The following is a 16,326-nucleotide window of genomic DNA, read 5'->3' as shown; positions in this document are numbered from 1 at the left end:
GAGGAAAAACACGGAGGAAGAAGCCGCATCGTGACCGATGCGGTTAGAATTTAAACCCCGCGCAATCGGGTGAAGCCACCGGTCACGTTGTTAGCGAAATGAGCGGTCACGTTCACCGAAATCCGCACAGACATTTACTGACGAATGCGGGAGAGATGCGCCCGTAATATGGGCAATAGCCGCCGCGAGGTGCTCGCGGCGGTTAGAAATACAGAAATTAGCGGGTGATCTGGTCGTTTTTGATCGGTTTGCCGCTTTCAAAATCGGCAGGGGCTGAAGTCAGCCTGAAATACAGGGCTTTTTCAGACCATCCCTAGTCGTGGTGAGTCCATCTTTTCTCTCCGAAACTGTATTCGTAGACCGAAAAAGCGTCCCCGGCAGATGAAGGAACCGCCAAATAGGGATGTCCTTCTTTGACGCGGTAGATTACTTCCGGTTGAAAGACAGAAAGCCGCACCATTGGAAGGCCTTGCAGAAACTTAGGGCTGAGGACTGCCAGAGAGTCAGGATAAGACCCGGTTTCCTGCTTAAATGACTCGACAGCGTTAGCGATTGACGCCGCCATCTGGGGCGCCAGTTTGTCTGTTTGAAAGATCACCGCAAGCATAAGAGCCGGTACGGCAGACAAGACCAGAACGCGTCGGAATAATCGTGCACGCCACTCGGTATCCTTGCTCAAAAGCAAGGAGGCAAGTGCCGTCGGAAAACCAAGAATGACACCACCCAGCAACAGCATCATAGAGAAGATCGTCGCACCGTAGAGCACACTAGGAAGAACGGACAACAGCAGTACTGCACACCATGTAAAGCGAAGATTGCTTACCCAGCGCGTCCAAAACATGTAAATCACCTTAGCCATGCCTGGCTATTCTATAGCTAATTATTGATATCCTTGAGCCTACCTTGCTGGTAGATCACTCCAGCGAGAGTACTCCTACCTCACAACTCCGAGAAGTTGAGCTGGCGACCATTTACCCCATAACGTGTTATGCGCAGCGCAGTTCGAATCCAAAATTACGGGCCAACGTCATTAGAAAATCCGCCCGACCGTTTCTAGGTCAGCACGCTTGCGCAGGCCATCGCCGAGCAGCACGTAGACCGAGTTCAGCGTCCGAAAAAGAAAGCCGTCATCGAAAGAAACCAGTGGAGAAGTGCGGACAAAATCACCGACATCCCACCGGCGCGCGGAGTCATAAATGACGGTGTGGGCATAAATGATCGCGGGCTGGCGGCGGGTCTTTTCCAGCAGCGCCCGCTGTTCATCGGTGACGTCGAGATCTAGCCATTGCCAATCACGAACCAAACAGTATCCGGTCATCAGACGGCGGCTTTGCATAAGTGCCAGCGCTTGTTCGTTGGTCATTGCTGAGCCCGACATTGGCTGAGCGGGGCCGTAGAGCATGTCGGAGACCGCGTGAAGTTCATCCATCTCCGCGTCCTCAGTCGAACCAATCATCATTAATTGAGGCACCGCCATCCTCGGTGAACCGGGCTTGTAGATCACTCCAGACGGCTTCCAACGGCTTGAGCAGAAACTGTTCTGCTTGCCCCATGAAGCGAAGCTGAAATTCTTGGCAAGCCAGCGCGGCGACTACCTTTGGTGCGGAGTTCGCATACCCCGATTCGAGATAAATACTGGTTGGCCGCGTCCTGACAGCCCGAGTACAGGCCCGCTCGACTGCCCGCTCCATCAAGGTTGGATCCTCATACGGCGCAGTCGACCACCCTAAAACCCGCTTAGTTTTAAGGTCTTGAACTAATGCGCAGTGCCATGACTGTCCGGCTGAGTGAACGAGGCCGACATCAACGATCCATACGCTTTCCGGGCAAGATGTAACATCCGTGATGAAAACCATATCGGTTAACTTTTTCATCTGAGCACTCCTGAATTAGTGAACACACCAGCGCGAATGGGAGATACGTGCGGTCTGAAAAAGATCCACTAGATGCAACAAGGCTTGGCGACCGCCGCGAGCAAAGTTCACAACTACTAAGCAATCATGTTCTCGCGTCTTGATCAGCCAACGCCGCTCGTACTGCATGATTTCTGTGATGGTGCCGGAGATCAGCCGCTCTCCCGGCCTATAGCCCCACGCCTTGTAGACGGCCCCAACTAAGCAGCCAGCCTCGATGCGTGCATCGGTGACATAACCCGTGATTAGCTCACACGAGTAGTTTTCCAGCAGCGCATCAGCGAGTCGTGCTTTTTGGGAGAGCGTCAGCACGTGGACTCCTCCAACTGCTTGGCGAGATCATTGATTGTTGGCTTTCGTAGTTGCGCGGCTCGCGCCAAATCTGCATTGCGCACGAGCAATCCACGCTGCCCCCCACCCGCTTCCTGCGGTGGTACAAGGATCTCGATCTTGGCTGGCCGCCATGATTGGATTAAGTACTGGGTTTTGGTGTTCATTTGCTTGGCAAGCTCAGCTGTCGGCATGTGAATCAGCAGAAACTCAATCAGGGCTGAGACCGGGACAACGTCGCGTTTGGCTTTGCCATGCGTCTGTACGATGCTTTTGAGGTATCCACCCTGAATCCATTTTTTGATCACACCGGCCTTCCAGCCAGACACTTGGGCCAGGTCATCAACACTCAGCTCGACGTTAGGATTATTGTTGCGAACCCGTTGCGCGATCTCCACTTTGTCAAATTGCAACCCGGCCAGCCCAGCGAGTGAGCTGACGTGAGCCACGGGCCGTACAATGCCTTGGAGAATGTCCTGCAACACTCCCACGATCTTGCTGTTAGAGATGCCGTGCGTGGCGGAGATGTCTTGAATGCCGATCAACTGCACTTTTCTGGGCTTTCTGCGGACACTCGCCACTAGTTGCTGAATCACCTGATCGACGTCTTCGACTCGGAATTCGCCGGCCACCAGTACGGGGCGCTCGTTGCGCTTGTAGCGGCGCAATCCCCCAGCTTGGACAAAACGCTCGAAGAAGTTCTTCGAGACGTTCAGGCGCTGACGGGCTTCCGTCGCAGAAAGATAGCTAGCTCGATCAGCGGCAAGCTGGTCGAGAGTTGATCTGTGAACAGCAACGAAACGACTCTTTCCCTCCTGATGCACTCGCCCATCAACCTGCTGCGTAATCACAAGATTGGCCAAGATATCGGGAGCCACACCCAGAAGCCTTGCGGCCTCAGCAGCAGCGAACCAATGAATGGCATCTGCGTTGTCAGCCCCAAACATCAAGGCGCGAGTGCTAACACCCAGACGTCCATCGAAGTACTCGGCGACCTGTGCCTTAAAGCGCTCCCTCAGGAAATCAAAACTTGGCGTCGCATAGGTACTGAAAAGCTCTCGGTACCATGTACCAATTCGTCCTGCCAGGCTGACCCCTCCACTCTTACAGAGCTGGTCTTCCAAGGTGGCATCGAAACGCTGGGGCCATTCCCCCAACAGCGACTCCAAATGGCCCACCACAACCACAGAATCCTCGTAAGAGGAACTGGCACCAAATCGAAACTTGATCGGCAGCTGATCCTCCATACGCCCCTGCGCTTTGGCCAGCATCAGCAAAAAAGCAGGTAGCAGTGGCTCAAAGTTCAGCTGATTGAGTGGAGCCGGTAGCGCCTGCCGGGTTGGCGAATCAACATTTTCCAACAAGGCTGAAAGCCCAGCAGAAAACGCTGACTCAGGCGCACAGTTGGCACGACGATAGTCGTAACCACAATCACAGTGCATCAACGCTCGTCTCGCGAGGCAGATCGGCTCTTCACATTGCGGGCATTGGCTGAGGAGTTCCGTCTGATGCGTATGGCAGGCGGTTACCAGCAGATGAGACCAGGCCTCACGCGCCCCCCCCTCTTCAGTCAAGCACTGCGGACACACAGGCGAACACTGACTGCGCAAAAACGTCTTTTGCGAGAGGTAAGGAGCATGGCCTGCACTCGCTGGCATCAGGTCATGCTCAGCCAGCTCAAAGCACTCTCTAAGCTGCTCCAGCTCATCCAGCGAATAGCTGACTTTCATCGTCAATGCGGCGTCTGCCAGCAGCGCATGGGCTGAACCATAACCGTTGAGTTCTGCTTTACGCATCAACAGTGAATTCAAGCTTTCGCCAGGTTTTAGGGCGACACTCTGGAAAAATGACATGTAGGTCTACTCTCAAAGCTTGGGGATTGGCAGGTGTGCTTGCTGGAGCACTTTCACGTATTCCGCATTCAGCTCATGCTCTGAGATTTGAGTACTCGGCGAGAACGGATTGCCCGAAAACGGCTGATGGTTAATACCGTGGGCGTAGGCTTTGGCGAGGCATTTCATGTCGATCACTTTGCGGAGGTTATTGGTCTCAGCGTGACTCAAAAAATCGATCAGGATGCCAAACCGTCCCATACAGGCGGCATACAAAGCCTTAAGTGACTCTGGGTCATCAAGAACGGTTTTCCACCCCTGCTCGCGATAGGCCTCCGCGATTAGATCAACACCTGAGGCAAAGTCCTCTTGATGGACAGTACTGATCCACGCGTACGGATAAACCAACTCCGTTGACAGACAACGCCGCTGGAATGATGGATCCACTGTCAAAAATCGCTGAGCCGTTGGCAGTCCAACCAAAATCAATGAGACCGCACACTCATCGAGGATGTATTGCAGAAAGTTCACCGCAATTTTCATTTTTGATGCGTTGAGATTTTCAGCGAGATGCTGGACTTCATCGAAAATGATCGTTCTGACCTGAAGAATTTTCAGCTGCTCAATAGCTTGCTCGACCAAATCCGCTGTGTTGCTTTTTTTCAGCACACGGCCTTGAAAGCCTCGAATGATGCTCAACGCCATAGATCGCTGACTTGGCTCTACAGGACAGGTCGCACGGATCACTGGCTTGATGATCTTGCCTTGCTCGATCTGTTGGGGGTACTCCGCTACCCAACCAATAATCGTTTCGGTCTTGCCAACCCCAGCACCGCCAAGCATCGGAAAAATCAATCCCTCTCCCCGCAACGACTGTTCAATCACTTCGCGACCGCGCTCAAACGCCCGCAACAGATGGCCGTGTAAGAACCCTTCCGAGCGCACTACCTTAGTGACTACATCCACCATTATTTTTTCCTCCGATAGGGCTTAACTGGCTCGGCTCCGAAAGCAGAAGATTCCAACGGAACATCTGCCACCGACTGTTGAATCGCTGTAGTGATAGAGGCCTGCGCCTGCTCGATCTCACGCTCGGCTTTGCGATTACTGTTAATGCGGCCCTTTTTGCTCTTCTTGGCATTCGCGTCATCGATAATTTGCAGCTGGTTCAACACATGCGACTCTCTCGAATAAGCATGGTCTGAAAGGTAATTCTGGCTTCGGTAATACTTGGCCTGCTCAAAACTCATAGCAGACATATAAGTGTTTTTATTTGGCACCACTTGCCAGACCTTAGTCTCGCTGTCAAAAATATGAATCTGGCTGCAATCTAATGGATTAATAAAGGCATCCACTTTAACTTTAGAATTTGTCTTAAACAGCGTTGAAACATACTCGCTTTGATATTGCTGCTTTTGATAATTAATGCCATCACGGGTTACATTTAGCGGCAACTCTAAATAATTACGGCACGCATCCAAAAGCTCATCAGCGGATGGCGCTGGGAATACGACATATTGCTGACTTAAAATATCGAGTGCTTCAATCGGCGTGCAGGGGTACCCAAATCTATCGGAGAGCCTTCCGCTTACTTTGATGTGATAGGTATCTGTAACCCACCGAATGATGTAGGTATTCAATTCTTCTAGTGTGAGGCTTGCCGATTTCTGTGCATTCTCTAGCGCATGTTGTTCGCGCTTGTCATGAGAGAACTTGGCTCCAGGCAGTTTGTTGATCAACGTCGTATTCAACGTGCCGAATAAACGCTCGATGAATGGCTTCTGGTAGGGCGCCCCCGCGACGCAATATTCCAACAACATCGAAAGATAGCGAGCGGCTTTGACGATCATCGGGCCATGGAAATCAGCACCATTGTCCATGACAAGCGAGCGAATATCCGCCGGTGCTGGCCATGCATGGATGCAGCCATGCTTCTTACGGAAATCTTCGCCCTTTGGCGAAAATGCAAACTGAAGTGTTTGCATAACCCCGACCTGACTAGCAGGCTGGATCGTAAGATAAATACTAACAATGGTCAGAGTAGCAGTATCGATCATTGCGTATAACGTTGGCGTACCAATAACATTGCCACGTGCATCGATAATAAAAATATCAAGTACAGTAGAGTCAGTTTCAACACGAGCGTACGGCTCTTTCACATCGAGATAACTCAATGCATTGCGCATAATTGAACGAAAAGTTTTTGAGCTCAGGCGACCCTTTAGCTTTTTAATATTGAGTGCACTGATAAAACGACTCACTGTGCGCCGTGATACACCACCAAGTTCAACATTTAACTCAGCCGACTTTTCATCACACTTATTGTTAATATCATTAACAATACCCTGAACACTAAAACTATAGCTATTGCAGTATTTCTCTTCGAGAATATTTAAGATAATTTCTTCGATGTGTGGATCAATCGACAACGAACGATGGACGCCACGTTGCGAAAATTTGGCCGCTAAACAATTAGGCGAAAGCGCTGACTTGTAAGTAGCCCAAATACGCTCAATAGTCCGCCGTGACGGAATTTTTCGATGGCCTGAGTACTTCTTCTTAATTTCCTCGTAAATGGTATCCCATGTGCAGTTATCAATATTTTCCAGAATGATATCGATATATTGCTTTCGCTCATCCCGCGAATTTTCTTCTGTTCGACTCAGCTGTCGAGGTTCGAAAATTTCATCCAATCCACGCTCATTCTGCTTGCATACAACAAGTTTCAGCTCACCCGCCGCAACGTTGTTACGAAACTCATCGTCCTGGTAGACGTACGTCTCACCCAGGGGCCCAAGCAGCACTACCTGCCGTGCTTTGGTATGGATGCTTGCAATTACATAGCTTCGACCGTCTTTGCCGGCAACCAGGCCATCTACTTTGTAGCGACGCGGGCTGATGTAGCTGTTGTTAAGCGCGGCCATGGCAGAGCTCCATAAACTTCATGTGCTCAAGCGAACCGTGTGCCGCGTCTACGTATGCAGTGTCTGAGAACAGCGGTTGCGTCAGATCGGCACGGAGGAGGCCGTAAGCAAGACCAAAGAAAATGTCTGCGTTCGACAAGCCGGCCAATTGCTTCAGATCACGTGTCAGCCAGCGTTCTTGATGCAGCAAAGCACGGCTGATTTTCAGACCAGCTTCAGCGGCATGTTGCTGCTGGGCCGAGCTAAGTGCTTTTTTCAAGTTTTCCAAGTTGGAGATAAATACGGGGGTAAAACCTACTTCAGTCATGGTGATGAACGACTTACCGTATTTGCCCAGGATTTTTTCTGCCAGCGCATGCTTCTCTGCATGCTTTTCAAGGAAGGCGCTGGGCTTACTTTCACAAACCACAATCTGGCCATCATCAAGTTCGTATTCAGCATCAGGGGTATAGCTCTTGACCTTTTTGCCTGATTTCTTCGGTAAGTCATTGCGACTAGCCACCAGGGTTTCGTTTTCGAGGTCAATGCAGACGGACTGGTCTGATAGGTGTTTTAGCCCTACTTGCATGCTGCGCAGAAGCAGGTGATTACGCTCAATAAAACTTTGGCCGGCCACAAAGCCATTTTCGTTACGGTCTGTCGGGACGATGTAAGCCTTGCACCCACGGTTGGTGCGTTTAGCAACATCTCTGACTGGCTTAGTACCTTTCTTTCTAGCCGGCATTTATTGGTCTCCAATCTATCTCCTTTACAGTAATAGCCAGCCTTGCTAATCTTGTCAATAGATTCGAGTCCAACAAATTTAAGGAACGCAATGGGACGTCATGTAGACACGAGCTGGTATGACACTTACGTGCAGAGCCGGGTGGTGGAGCAATCCATAGCTGAAGGGCCGCTGAGCGACCCTGAGCTGGCGGGACTTCTGGGACTGAAGCCTAAAACCTGGGCGCGGGTGAAAGCTGCTGGCCGTTTTCTGGAGGGGCTTAAGCCTGGCATCGAACGGGAGCACATCCAATGCGGCTATGCCCCGCTGGAGCGTCTGGCTAAGCTCTGGTCGACCGCACCAGATATGGCTCAAGAGCTACTCGACGCTGTGCTGAGTAATCAACTTAAGCTGGCCGACCTAGAAACCTTGATGCGCGGCGACGCTCAAGCGTTACCGGACACTGACGCTACCCGCCCCAGTCGCAACACTGCACAGAAATATGCACTGTTCTACCGACTGGAATCGTATTTTGATTCGTCAAAATTGCACCCCTTCGATACGTATAAAGGCCGCGTCCTTCGACGACGAGGCACGCTGGGTAGTCCGGGCGGCTACTACCTCTACGATGCACAGGGAGAACTAAAGTGCCTGGTGCTATGTATCCAGCCTAGCGCTTGGCGCGACCCGGCTACAGCGGCACGAGAGCTGTATGAGCATGCCCTCTCACAGCGTCACCGAGCGCCCACGATTTGGTTTGTGTTCCTGCGCGACAACGTGGTGCTTCAGCGTTTGGCGGAGCTGAGCCTTTACTGGGGGGGGTCACCCTATGACAAAAAAGGCCACTGGTTGTTCTTATCGCACTTTATTGACACAGACCATTTGAAGGTCTTGTTTGAAGACTACTTTGCTCAGCTCATTGGTCAGATTCAGGCAGGAGCTGGGTTGATAGAAGAGGCGGAACTGTATTGTGCGCTGGAGTCGATGGATGGGCAGCCCGCTCCAGAGTCTGAGCCTTTGCGACCGATTTACAAGCTGCCTGAGCCAGACAAAATCCGTACTTACCGCGACATTATTCAAGCACGCATTTGGGCGGCTGGTGATAGCGATTCGGCAACCAATGAGGAGAGACGAGGCAAACTGAACGTTGATATGGGCTTGTGAACTTAAGCCTGTCAATTATGGCCTATGGATTTGCTGATCGAGCACAGCTGACTGCGCGTAATAGGACGTTATGGTCATTCAGACCCATCAGCTGAACCAGGGGCGGTGACCGCTCAAACGCTCGCGGTGGCCAGCCACTGGCCCTGCGCTATACCAGATGCAGGGGAACTGGTTGGCTGCGGATGCAGGGGTAAACCATGAAAAGAGCGATTGAGCAGGAGACGTTGCAGGCACTGGTCGAGACCGGGGCGGCGCGAGAGTTTCGCGTACTGCGGGAAGGCGAAGACTGGCGGTTAGAGCTACGCCTCGGCGTGAAATGGCTGCCAGTACGCTCGCGGCGCGAACCGGTGAGGCTGTGGCGCTCACTTACGGCGGTGGGGCGATTCTGCGAAAGCGTGGGGATCAAGGTGCTGACGGTGGAACTGTAGATGATTCCTGCTCTTTCATCGCGTTGATATAAGCAGTCAGCCTTGCCAGTGAGGACTCAACATAGCCCTGAGATAACCCTCCTACCGGGCGATTCTCACCAGCAAATGAGAGCATATAAGCAGACATCCCCTGAAGTTCATCGGCTCGTGAAGCATATTTTCCAGGATTCAATTTTGCTTGATACAGTTCTGCTCGGAGCTTCCGTCTTTTTTCTCTAGAAGGCTGAGCCCACTCATTAACAACAACCCCGGTCACAACCTGTCTAGACGACGGGCCAAAGATCCTAGTTTTATCTTTGTTAATCTCTAACTTCAGAAGAGAAAGGAGCTTAGTCGACTTCTCAACTGCGCTACGCACGGAATCTTTATCATCACCGCTGAACGTAATATCATCCGCATAACGAGTATAACTAACACCTACGGATTCACAGAAATTAGATATTTCATTATCAAATGGATAAAGCACCACATTCGACAAGTGTGCGCTAGTTGGTGCACCTTGGGGCAAACCACCCTGATAGGATGTTAACCGCGATATTAAATATGCTGTTTTATCCTCTAGCCCTCCCATGACGAGCACTTTTTGGACTAGCTGCCATTTTATCGACGGAAAAAAATTTTCCACGTCAATATTAGCGACATATTTCTTACGGACATGTACTTCTGCATTAGCCCTAACTGTACATCCACGGCTATATGCTGTCGCAGAAATGTGGACTGGGAGCTTATAAAGGAGATAATCCAAAATAAAGTATTGAACCATTTTCATCATGGTTCGTGGCGATTGAATAGCCCTCACCTTTCCGTTTGCTTTGGGTATTTCAAATGTACGATAGTGCCGCTCTGGCTTATGGATTAATAATCCAATGAGCTGGGGACTAATACCCATTGCCAAAGATATTTCACCAATATCTATACCATCTTTCGGAATCTCATCTAGCCCGTTCGCTTGAGCACAGGCCTTGATAGTGGGAAAGGACAGGAAGCGGAAATAGGGGCCAGAAGCGCGGGAGGAAGAGCCAACAAAAAGTTGCTTACCGAGGGGCGGCCAACAGGCGCGGCCCGCTCGACGAGCTACGCGAGGAGGGCGGGCCGCGCCTGTTGGCCGCTCATCCTCTTGTAGTGGTGGGTCAACAATTACGGCTGACGAAACATCAGCCTTCTCTGGTTCACCGGCTTCTGGCAAATGGAGCTTAGCGCTTCGCATCTCCTTCAGCAAGAACAGGCGCGTACGATCACGCAACCTACGCTCTTCACGATTTAATCGAGAATCGCCTTGTCTTGTTAAAGAATAAAGCTTTGTTCTTTTATGAACATTTATTATGTCTCCATCAGAAGCCCACTCATCAAAAATATCTTGAATAGATCCTTCTGGAAAATATCCTGTATTGTAATTAAAGGCTTTTGACAAAAACTTTATTACCGCACCTGCATCAGCTGGCTGTATACAACCTAAAGCTAATCTAACTATTCTCTGATTTATATTTATAGCCATAGTTAGACGCCACCCGCAGGACGACCACGTCCGCTATTAAAATAGCTTGACCGTCTTCCACGGAGACGGCTTAGTATTGGAGAAATATCAAAACTGCCAAAATCGACATAGTAAGTTCTTCCAAAATCGTCAGCAGCTCGCGCAGGCCCTTCATTAAAATAAGACTTATCATCCTTGAATTGTTCATCTACAAGGAGAATCAAATCACAACCATGATTGTTCTGTACCCAATGAACAAATAAACCCAACTCACAAAAAGATCCTACGCTTCCAGCCACTAAAACTATTGCACCGCACTCATTTTTTATAAATTCAAGCTCATTATCATGAGCATAACCTTTGGTAAATTTTTTGCGCAATTCTTCAAGGCCATCATCTTCACCCAAAACAACCTCAAATCCATCTTGCATAAGCTCGTCTAAAAGACGTTTCCGCAAAGTTGCAGCTGAATTTGATAAGTCACTGAGTGTTGGGCCACAAAGAAATACAACCATTCGGTTATCGCTATACAAATCCTTTGCACTCTTTGCGAACCGCTCTACTGACGGTAATGGCGCCATTTACCTAAATTCCATATTTTAAAATGCCTTATTTCTATGCCTCGGCGCTAATAATAGATCAAACCGCATCCCCAAACATCGCTCGCTCCAACACTTGGTGCTGCCTCTGCCAATCCGGCATATGGCTGGCCACCAGCGCCCAGAATGCTTTGGTGTGGTTCTTTTCCACCGTATGGCACAGCTCATGGACAATGACATAGTCCTGCACGCTGGCCGGTAGCTCCATCACCCGAGGATGAAACTCCAGGGTGTTGTTCGTATCGCAGCTCGCCCACCTGCTTTGGAAGTGACGGATTCGTGCACCCGTAGCCTGAAGTCCCGTTTCGCGCTGCCAGTGACGGACACGTACCAACAACTTCTCATGGGCACGATCCCGGTAGAACCGCTCAAGCAATGGCATCAGCACATCGGGCAGGATGCTTGCCCCATCCGGGCTATCCACAATAAAGCGCGAGGCAGTGAAGGAGAGTCGGGGCTTGAGGATATCCGGCGTATGCCGTACCTCGGTGAAGTACGTACGCCCCGCATAGCGTAGGCGACTGCCCGTCACTATGGGTTCGCTGGCAAGGGGCTGATTCACCTGTGCCAGCTTTTCACGAATCCAGCGCGCACGACGGAGCACCAAAGCTTCTTGCTCAGGCTCATCCACCAGCGGCCCGCGCAGAAGCACGGGGCGACCCCGTTCCACGGTCACGTAGTGGCGCTTGAGTTTGCTATCGAACTGGAAGTACCACTCGATTGCCGTTTGGCCGTAATTCAAGACTGGCATGGGTAACGCCGCGTTAGTTTTTCAGCAAAATATCGAAGATTCGCTTGGCGTGATCACGCGCCACTGAACGCTCCCAACCTGCCAGGGGCATCAATACACCGCGCAGGTGGTCTCTAAAATCAGGGTGCGTATCCGGCATTTTCTTCCAGTTTTCAGTCGCCAGCGCACGGTTCAGCATTTCATCTTCAAACAGCTTGGTCGTTGCCACTCTTGCCGTGTCCTCAGCCAGTAACGCTGCAAGGTAGTGGTACACCGCCGAGTGTGCGGGCTTTTCAAAACCGGTGTTGTCCTTGTCCTGAATCCGCTGGCTGAACAGCTCCAGTTGCTCCAGGAATTTGGCCTGGGTAATGCGACCCGCCTTTTCCTCTTCCAGCAGCCTTTCCAGCTCCTCGGCGATCTTGTCGAAGAATGCTGGATCCTTGTCTTTGCCGGTGACGATGGTTTGCTTAAGCTGGTTTTTCATCACCAGGGCGCGGCTACCGGGGCTGGCCAGTTTCTTCAAACGCTCCATATCACTGGCATCCAGAATCGACACCTCATGACCCAGCAGGCTCTTCGCCGGGCTGGCCGCGATGTACTCATCCAGCAGCTGTTGCAGCAGTGCAGACTCCAGCTTGGTGATGCGCTCCTTATGGGTACTGCCCGGCAGTTTGTCGCGCAGCATCAGGCGAATCTCACCTAGCAGGGTGAAATAGGGCTTGAACGGTACACCGCGTACATCCGGCAGGATGATGTCCACTGAGCGGTTGAACTGTTTCACTAGGTCGAGGAATTCTTCGACCATGTCCAACCGGGTGGCGGGATCAAGGAAGCGCTCGGCGTCGTCTTTGTATGCCTCGCGCTGCGCCACCGGGTCATGCTTTTTCGGCAGCAACTTGAGGATGCGGTCGAGTGTGGCTTGCAGCTTAGGCAGTTCGGTTTCAACACCTTCCCAGACCTGCGAAGGTTTCACCTCGCCGCCATAGATTTTCAGCGCATGGTCAAGGTGATCGACCACACCGTGGTAATCCACAATGTAACCGGCATTTTTGCCGGGCAGGGTGCGGTTCACCCGTGCGATGGCCTGCAACAGGGTGTGTTCTTTTAACGGCTTGTCGAGGTACATGGTGCCAACAATCGGGGCATCCCACCCCGTCAGCAGCATGTCTGAAACGATGATCAGCCCGACGTTGTTCGCCTGCGGCTTACCATCTAGCCCCTTAGTCTCTTCACCGTAGGGGAGGGGAAATAGCTTGCTGACAAAGTTACCAATCTGCTCGGAAGGCATTGCAACCGGAGTCTTTCCGGCTTTCACCTCGGCCTTGACCCGCTCCTCAATGCTGCGGATCTTGTCTGCCTCTATCTCGTACGCTGCCGCCTCTTCCATGGCAGAAGCGCCCGTACGGGAAGAGGTGATGCTGGCCAGGGAAATAACCACCTTGCTATCAAAGGTCGGCAGCCCTTTTTGTGCCCGCTCGACCATGATTGCATCGAGCAGATCCTTGTAGCGCACCGCCATATCGCGGCCATCGCATACCAGCATGGCCTTCAAACCTTTGGCCTTTACGCTACCGAGAAAATGCTCGACCAGATGCTCGGCGACCTGCTCCATACGGTCACCGGCCTGACGCCAGCGGCGCAGCAGCTCACGCTTCAGCTCGTGCTGGCGAACTTCACTCTGGTCAGAAAACTGCTCTTTGAACGCGGCATCCAGATCAGCATTAGCCGAAAGCGCTACCCAGGCATCCTGGTATTTGATCGGCAGAGTTGCGCCATCCGCTACCGCTTCATGCAGGCGGTATTCGTCGATGTACTCGCCACCGCCAAACTCGCCCAGCGTGTGTTTGTCCTCTTGCAGCAAAGGTGTGCCGGTAAACGCAATAAACCTTGCGTTCGGCAAGCTGGCGCGCATAAAGGCTGCGAGGAAGTCGTACTGGCTACGGTGAGCTTCATCGACCAGCACATAGAAATTTGGCTTGGTGCTCAGCACTCGGAAGTGCACCTTTTCCCGGCTGATTTCTTCCCACTTGGCCTTAACCGGAACACCGCTCTCATCCACCTCCAGGTGGCGGACATTGCGCTCATGCACGATGAAGAAGTCCTTCTCCTCACGAATCCGCCGGTGGCGGGTCGCTTGCAGGGCATCATCTTCTTCGTCTGGCGTCTCGGCAGCCTTCTCAGTGGGCTGATCGTTCTCCTGGAACTTCTGCACGGTGCTGGTGAACACGCTGCCGTAGTCGTTGGACAGCATCTTCAGCAGGCCATCAACCGACACGGCCTGAATGGCATTGATGCCCACCGCATGGAAGGTGTCGAAGATCTGCTTATCGAGGTCTTTACGGTCGGTCAGCACCAACACGGTAGGGTTGTTTAACCCAGTGCTATCGGCCCGCAGCATGCGCGCGAGCAGAGCCATGGTCAGGGACTTGCCGCTACCCTGAGTATGCCAAACAACGCCGCCCATAGGTTTCGGCGCGCACAGCCGATCCACCGTTTTGCGCACGGCCCGCCATTGTTGATAGCGCGGCAGTTTCTTCACCGTCTTGCCGTCGCGGGTTTCGAACAGCACAAAATGGGTGATCAGTTGCAGGAAGCGGCTCGGCTCGAACAGTGCCCACAGCACGTTTTCTTGCTCACTGGGAGCATCGCCTAAAAGGGCAGCAATAGCCGCAGTCTCCTGCGCCTGCAACCGATAGCGGGCGTAATACGCAGGTTTGGTCAGAATCGCGCCATATAGCCCTTCACGCCGATTCAACCCAACACAGACCTGGTTGAATACAAACTGGGTTGGGAAGGTGCTTTGATAACCATCCAATTGGCCCAGGGCTTCATCGAGGCGGTGATGGCTGGCTTTGCATTCGATGATAGCCAGCGGCAAGCCATTCACAAACAGCAGCAGATCAGGCCGGAAAATATCCCCATCCGCATTGCGCCCCACGTACTGATCGACCACATGGAAGTCGTTGTTGCTGGCATCGCTGGCGTCGAAGAAGCGCACGCTGCGCGGCTTACCCTCGACGTCCTTCACCTGGATATCCGAACGATGCACCACCTGTTCCCAGAAAGTCTTGTTGGCGGGCAACAGCTCATCATTGACGCGTTTGCGTAGCTCGATCAGCGCTGCACTGATGCCGCCAGGCGCGCTCGCCAGCCATGGGTTGAGGATCAACAGCCGAGCCTGCAACACATCGTCCAGTACCGGAGCCAGGTGACGATGCTCAACCTGTACCTGGCTACCGGGCAGATGGATGTAGCCCAACTTAATCAGCCAGTTGATAGCGGGCAGCTCGACCCCGACTTTCTCTGGTGACTGGCTCATTGCTTACTCCTGTTCCTTGGAGGTTTCCCTCGGACGACTGCGATACCAAACCACCGTAGCGCCATTATCGGCTTGGCTTTGCTTACGAATTTCAAACTGCTGCGACGCATGGATGACATGACGCCAGCTTCCGCAGCCATAGTGCTTGGGCGTCTGCTCGGGATAGGTCTTGGCAATCCAGTGAATGGCTTCGAAAAGAGGTGTCCACCCAGCCTGAGCCAGCTTGGTTTCCGCTTCACGCAAGCAATTAGTTATACCGCTGCCAGCCCAATGTACGGTGCCATCCGGCCCAATACCGTTGATAACGAAATCCCTGTACTCCGGGGTCTGCATAAACGACACCATCTGCTGCCGGGCTTCATCCATGGATTTAGCCCAATCGCGAAGCGTCAGGTAATGGCCGTCAATCGTTTCGTTACTTTCATCGAGATAAGACTCGGCGGCTATGCAGCCATCGACACTCCAAAGGTCGAATCGCTGAAGAAAGTGGTGTACCAACTCATTACGTAGGTCGACCAGCTCCTTGAGTGCTGCCTTGGTTTCGGCGTAGTGCTCCTCAGGTAATTCCATCTGACATCGAAAGCTAACCCATACCTGATCAATAGGTTCAGCCTGCTCTGGCTCACCAGCTAAGTCCGGCAGCTTGAGATAGCTTTCGGTCAGCATCCCCACCAAGGTGCCCAAGGTTTTCTTATGGGCACAGGCAACCTTCTCGTCGCGAATCGCCTGAAGTCGTTCCGGAGGGCCACTCAACTCGCTATGGGCCACCATAGCCTTCAGCAACTGCGGATTCCACGCCATCCGGCCACCCAGTCCGCTCTCATCTGGCCAGGCATTCCAGGGCCATCTGGCCACCTGTTCCACGGCCATCCGGCCGGGCAGTCGGAGCGCAGCGACGCAGGGGTGGCAT

15 protein-coding genes are annotated in these 16,326 nt (G+C 52.3%); 2 read left to right on the top strand and 13 right to left on the bottom strand.

All coding sequences use genetic code 11. The features are described 5' to 3' along the window. Positions 1-313 precede the first annotated feature (313 nt). From HBN63_RS20445 to HBN63_RS20410, 8 genes are all read right to left on the bottom strand, one after another. Positions 314-859, bottom strand: coding sequence for a hypothetical protein (locus tag HBN63_RS20445; protein ID WP_170050697.1), 546 nt, complete (start codon positions 857-859; stop codon positions 314-316). Between the two features lie 171 nt (positions 860-1,030). After that, entirely contained in the window at positions 1,031-1,429 is a 399-nt protein-coding gene (locus tag HBN63_RS20440; RefSeq protein WP_170050696.1) for a hypothetical protein, read from the bottom strand. A 10-nt stretch (positions 1,430-1,439) separates the two neighbouring features. Next, on the bottom strand, positions 1,440-1,874 hold the full coding sequence (locus HBN63_RS20435) for a hypothetical protein (RefSeq protein ID WP_170050695.1): 435 nt from the start codon (positions 1,872-1,874) through the stop codon (positions 1,440-1,442). Positions 1,875-1,889: 15 nt separating this feature from the next. Next, a complete protein-coding gene (locus HBN63_RS20430; RefSeq protein ID WP_170050694.1) occupies positions 1,890-2,225 on the bottom strand; it encodes a hypothetical protein in 336 nt (111 codons plus the stop codon). Continuing rightward, positions 2,219-4,096, bottom strand: a complete 1,878-nt coding sequence (locus HBN63_RS20425) for a TniQ family protein (protein ID WP_170050693.1) — start codon at positions 4,094-4,096, stop codon at positions 2,219-2,221. The genes HBN63_RS20430 and HBN63_RS20425 overlap by 7 nt, the downstream gene beginning before the upstream one ends. A 12-nt stretch (positions 4,097-4,108) precedes the next feature. Beyond that, positions 4,109-5,044 carry a TniB family NTP-binding protein gene (locus HBN63_RS20420; RefSeq protein WP_170050692.1) on the bottom strand — a complete coding sequence of 312 codons (936 nt, stop codon included), beginning with the start codon at positions 5,042-5,044 and terminating at the stop codon, positions 4,109-4,111. Next, positions 5,044-6,999 (bottom strand): DDE-type integrase/transposase/recombinase, encoded by a 1,956-nt coding sequence (locus HBN63_RS20415; protein ID WP_170050691.1) that lies wholly within the window; start codon positions 6,997-6,999, stop codon positions 5,044-5,046. Before HBN63_RS20415 ends, HBN63_RS20420 begins: the two co-directional genes overlap by 1 nt. Beyond that, positions 6,986-7,723 carry a hypothetical protein gene (locus HBN63_RS20410; RefSeq protein ID WP_170050690.1) on the bottom strand — a complete coding sequence of 246 codons (738 nt, stop codon included), beginning with the start codon at positions 7,721-7,723 and terminating at the stop codon, positions 6,986-6,988. The genes HBN63_RS20415 and HBN63_RS20410 overlap by 14 nt, the downstream gene beginning before the upstream one ends. A gap of 90 nt (positions 7,724-7,813) precedes the next feature. Between HBN63_RS20410 and HBN63_RS20405 the strand changes: the two genes are divergently transcribed. Next, the gene (locus HBN63_RS20405; protein ID WP_170050689.1) at positions 7,814-8,866 is read left to right on the top strand and encodes a hypothetical protein; all 1,053 of its coding nucleotides are present in this window, start codon (positions 7,814-7,816) and stop codon (positions 8,864-8,866) included. 197 nt (positions 8,867-9,063) lie between these two features. Then, positions 9,064-9,294 carry a hypothetical protein gene (locus tag HBN63_RS20400; RefSeq protein WP_170050688.1) on the top strand — a complete coding sequence of 77 codons (231 nt, stop codon included), beginning with the start codon at positions 9,064-9,066 and terminating at the stop codon, positions 9,292-9,294. On the opposite strand, the gene HBN63_RS20395 is transcribed toward HBN63_RS20400, so the two are convergent. From HBN63_RS20395 to HBN63_RS20375, 5 genes are read right to left on the bottom strand one after another with little or no spacing between them, the layout of a single operon-like run. Continuing rightward, positions 9,269-10,789, bottom strand: a complete 1,521-nt coding sequence (locus tag HBN63_RS20395; protein WP_170050687.1) for a retron St85 family RNA-directed DNA polymerase — start codon at positions 10,787-10,789, stop codon at positions 9,269-9,271. The two genes, HBN63_RS20400 and HBN63_RS20395, sit on opposite strands and share 26 nt — an antisense overlap. A gap of 2 nt (positions 10,790-10,791) precedes the next feature. Continuing rightward, the gene (locus tag HBN63_RS20390; RefSeq protein ID WP_170050686.1) at positions 10,792-11,349 is read right to left on the bottom strand and encodes a hypothetical protein; all 558 of its coding nucleotides are present in this window, start codon (positions 11,347-11,349) and stop codon (positions 10,792-10,794) included. A gap of 58 nt (positions 11,350-11,407) precedes the next feature. After that, complete coding sequence (locus HBN63_RS20385) at positions 11,408-12,118, bottom strand: SprT family zinc-dependent metalloprotease (protein WP_170050685.1); 711 nt, start codon at positions 12,116-12,118, stop codon at positions 11,408-11,410. Positions 12,119-12,131: 13 nt separating this feature from the next. Further along, entirely contained in the window at positions 12,132-15,416 is a 3,285-nt protein-coding gene (locus tag HBN63_RS20380) for a type I restriction endonuclease (RefSeq protein ID WP_170050684.1), read from the bottom strand. Between the two features lie 3 nt (positions 15,417-15,419). Continuing rightward, positions 15,420-16,187, bottom strand: a complete 768-nt coding sequence (locus HBN63_RS20375; protein WP_262499067.1) for an OST-HTH/LOTUS domain-containing protein — start codon at positions 16,185-16,187, stop codon at positions 15,420-15,422. Positions 16,188-16,326 lie beyond the last annotated feature (139 nt).

Origin of the sequence: Pseudomonas sp. WS 5011 (assembly GCF_012985775.1) — a bacterium.
Classification (GTDB): Bacteria; Pseudomonadota; Gammaproteobacteria; order Pseudomonadales; family Pseudomonadaceae; genus Aquipseudomonas; species Aquipseudomonas peli.
The sequence above is the reverse complement of the archived record's forward strand: the minus strand, read 5'-3'. Positions and strand labels throughout refer to the sequence as shown.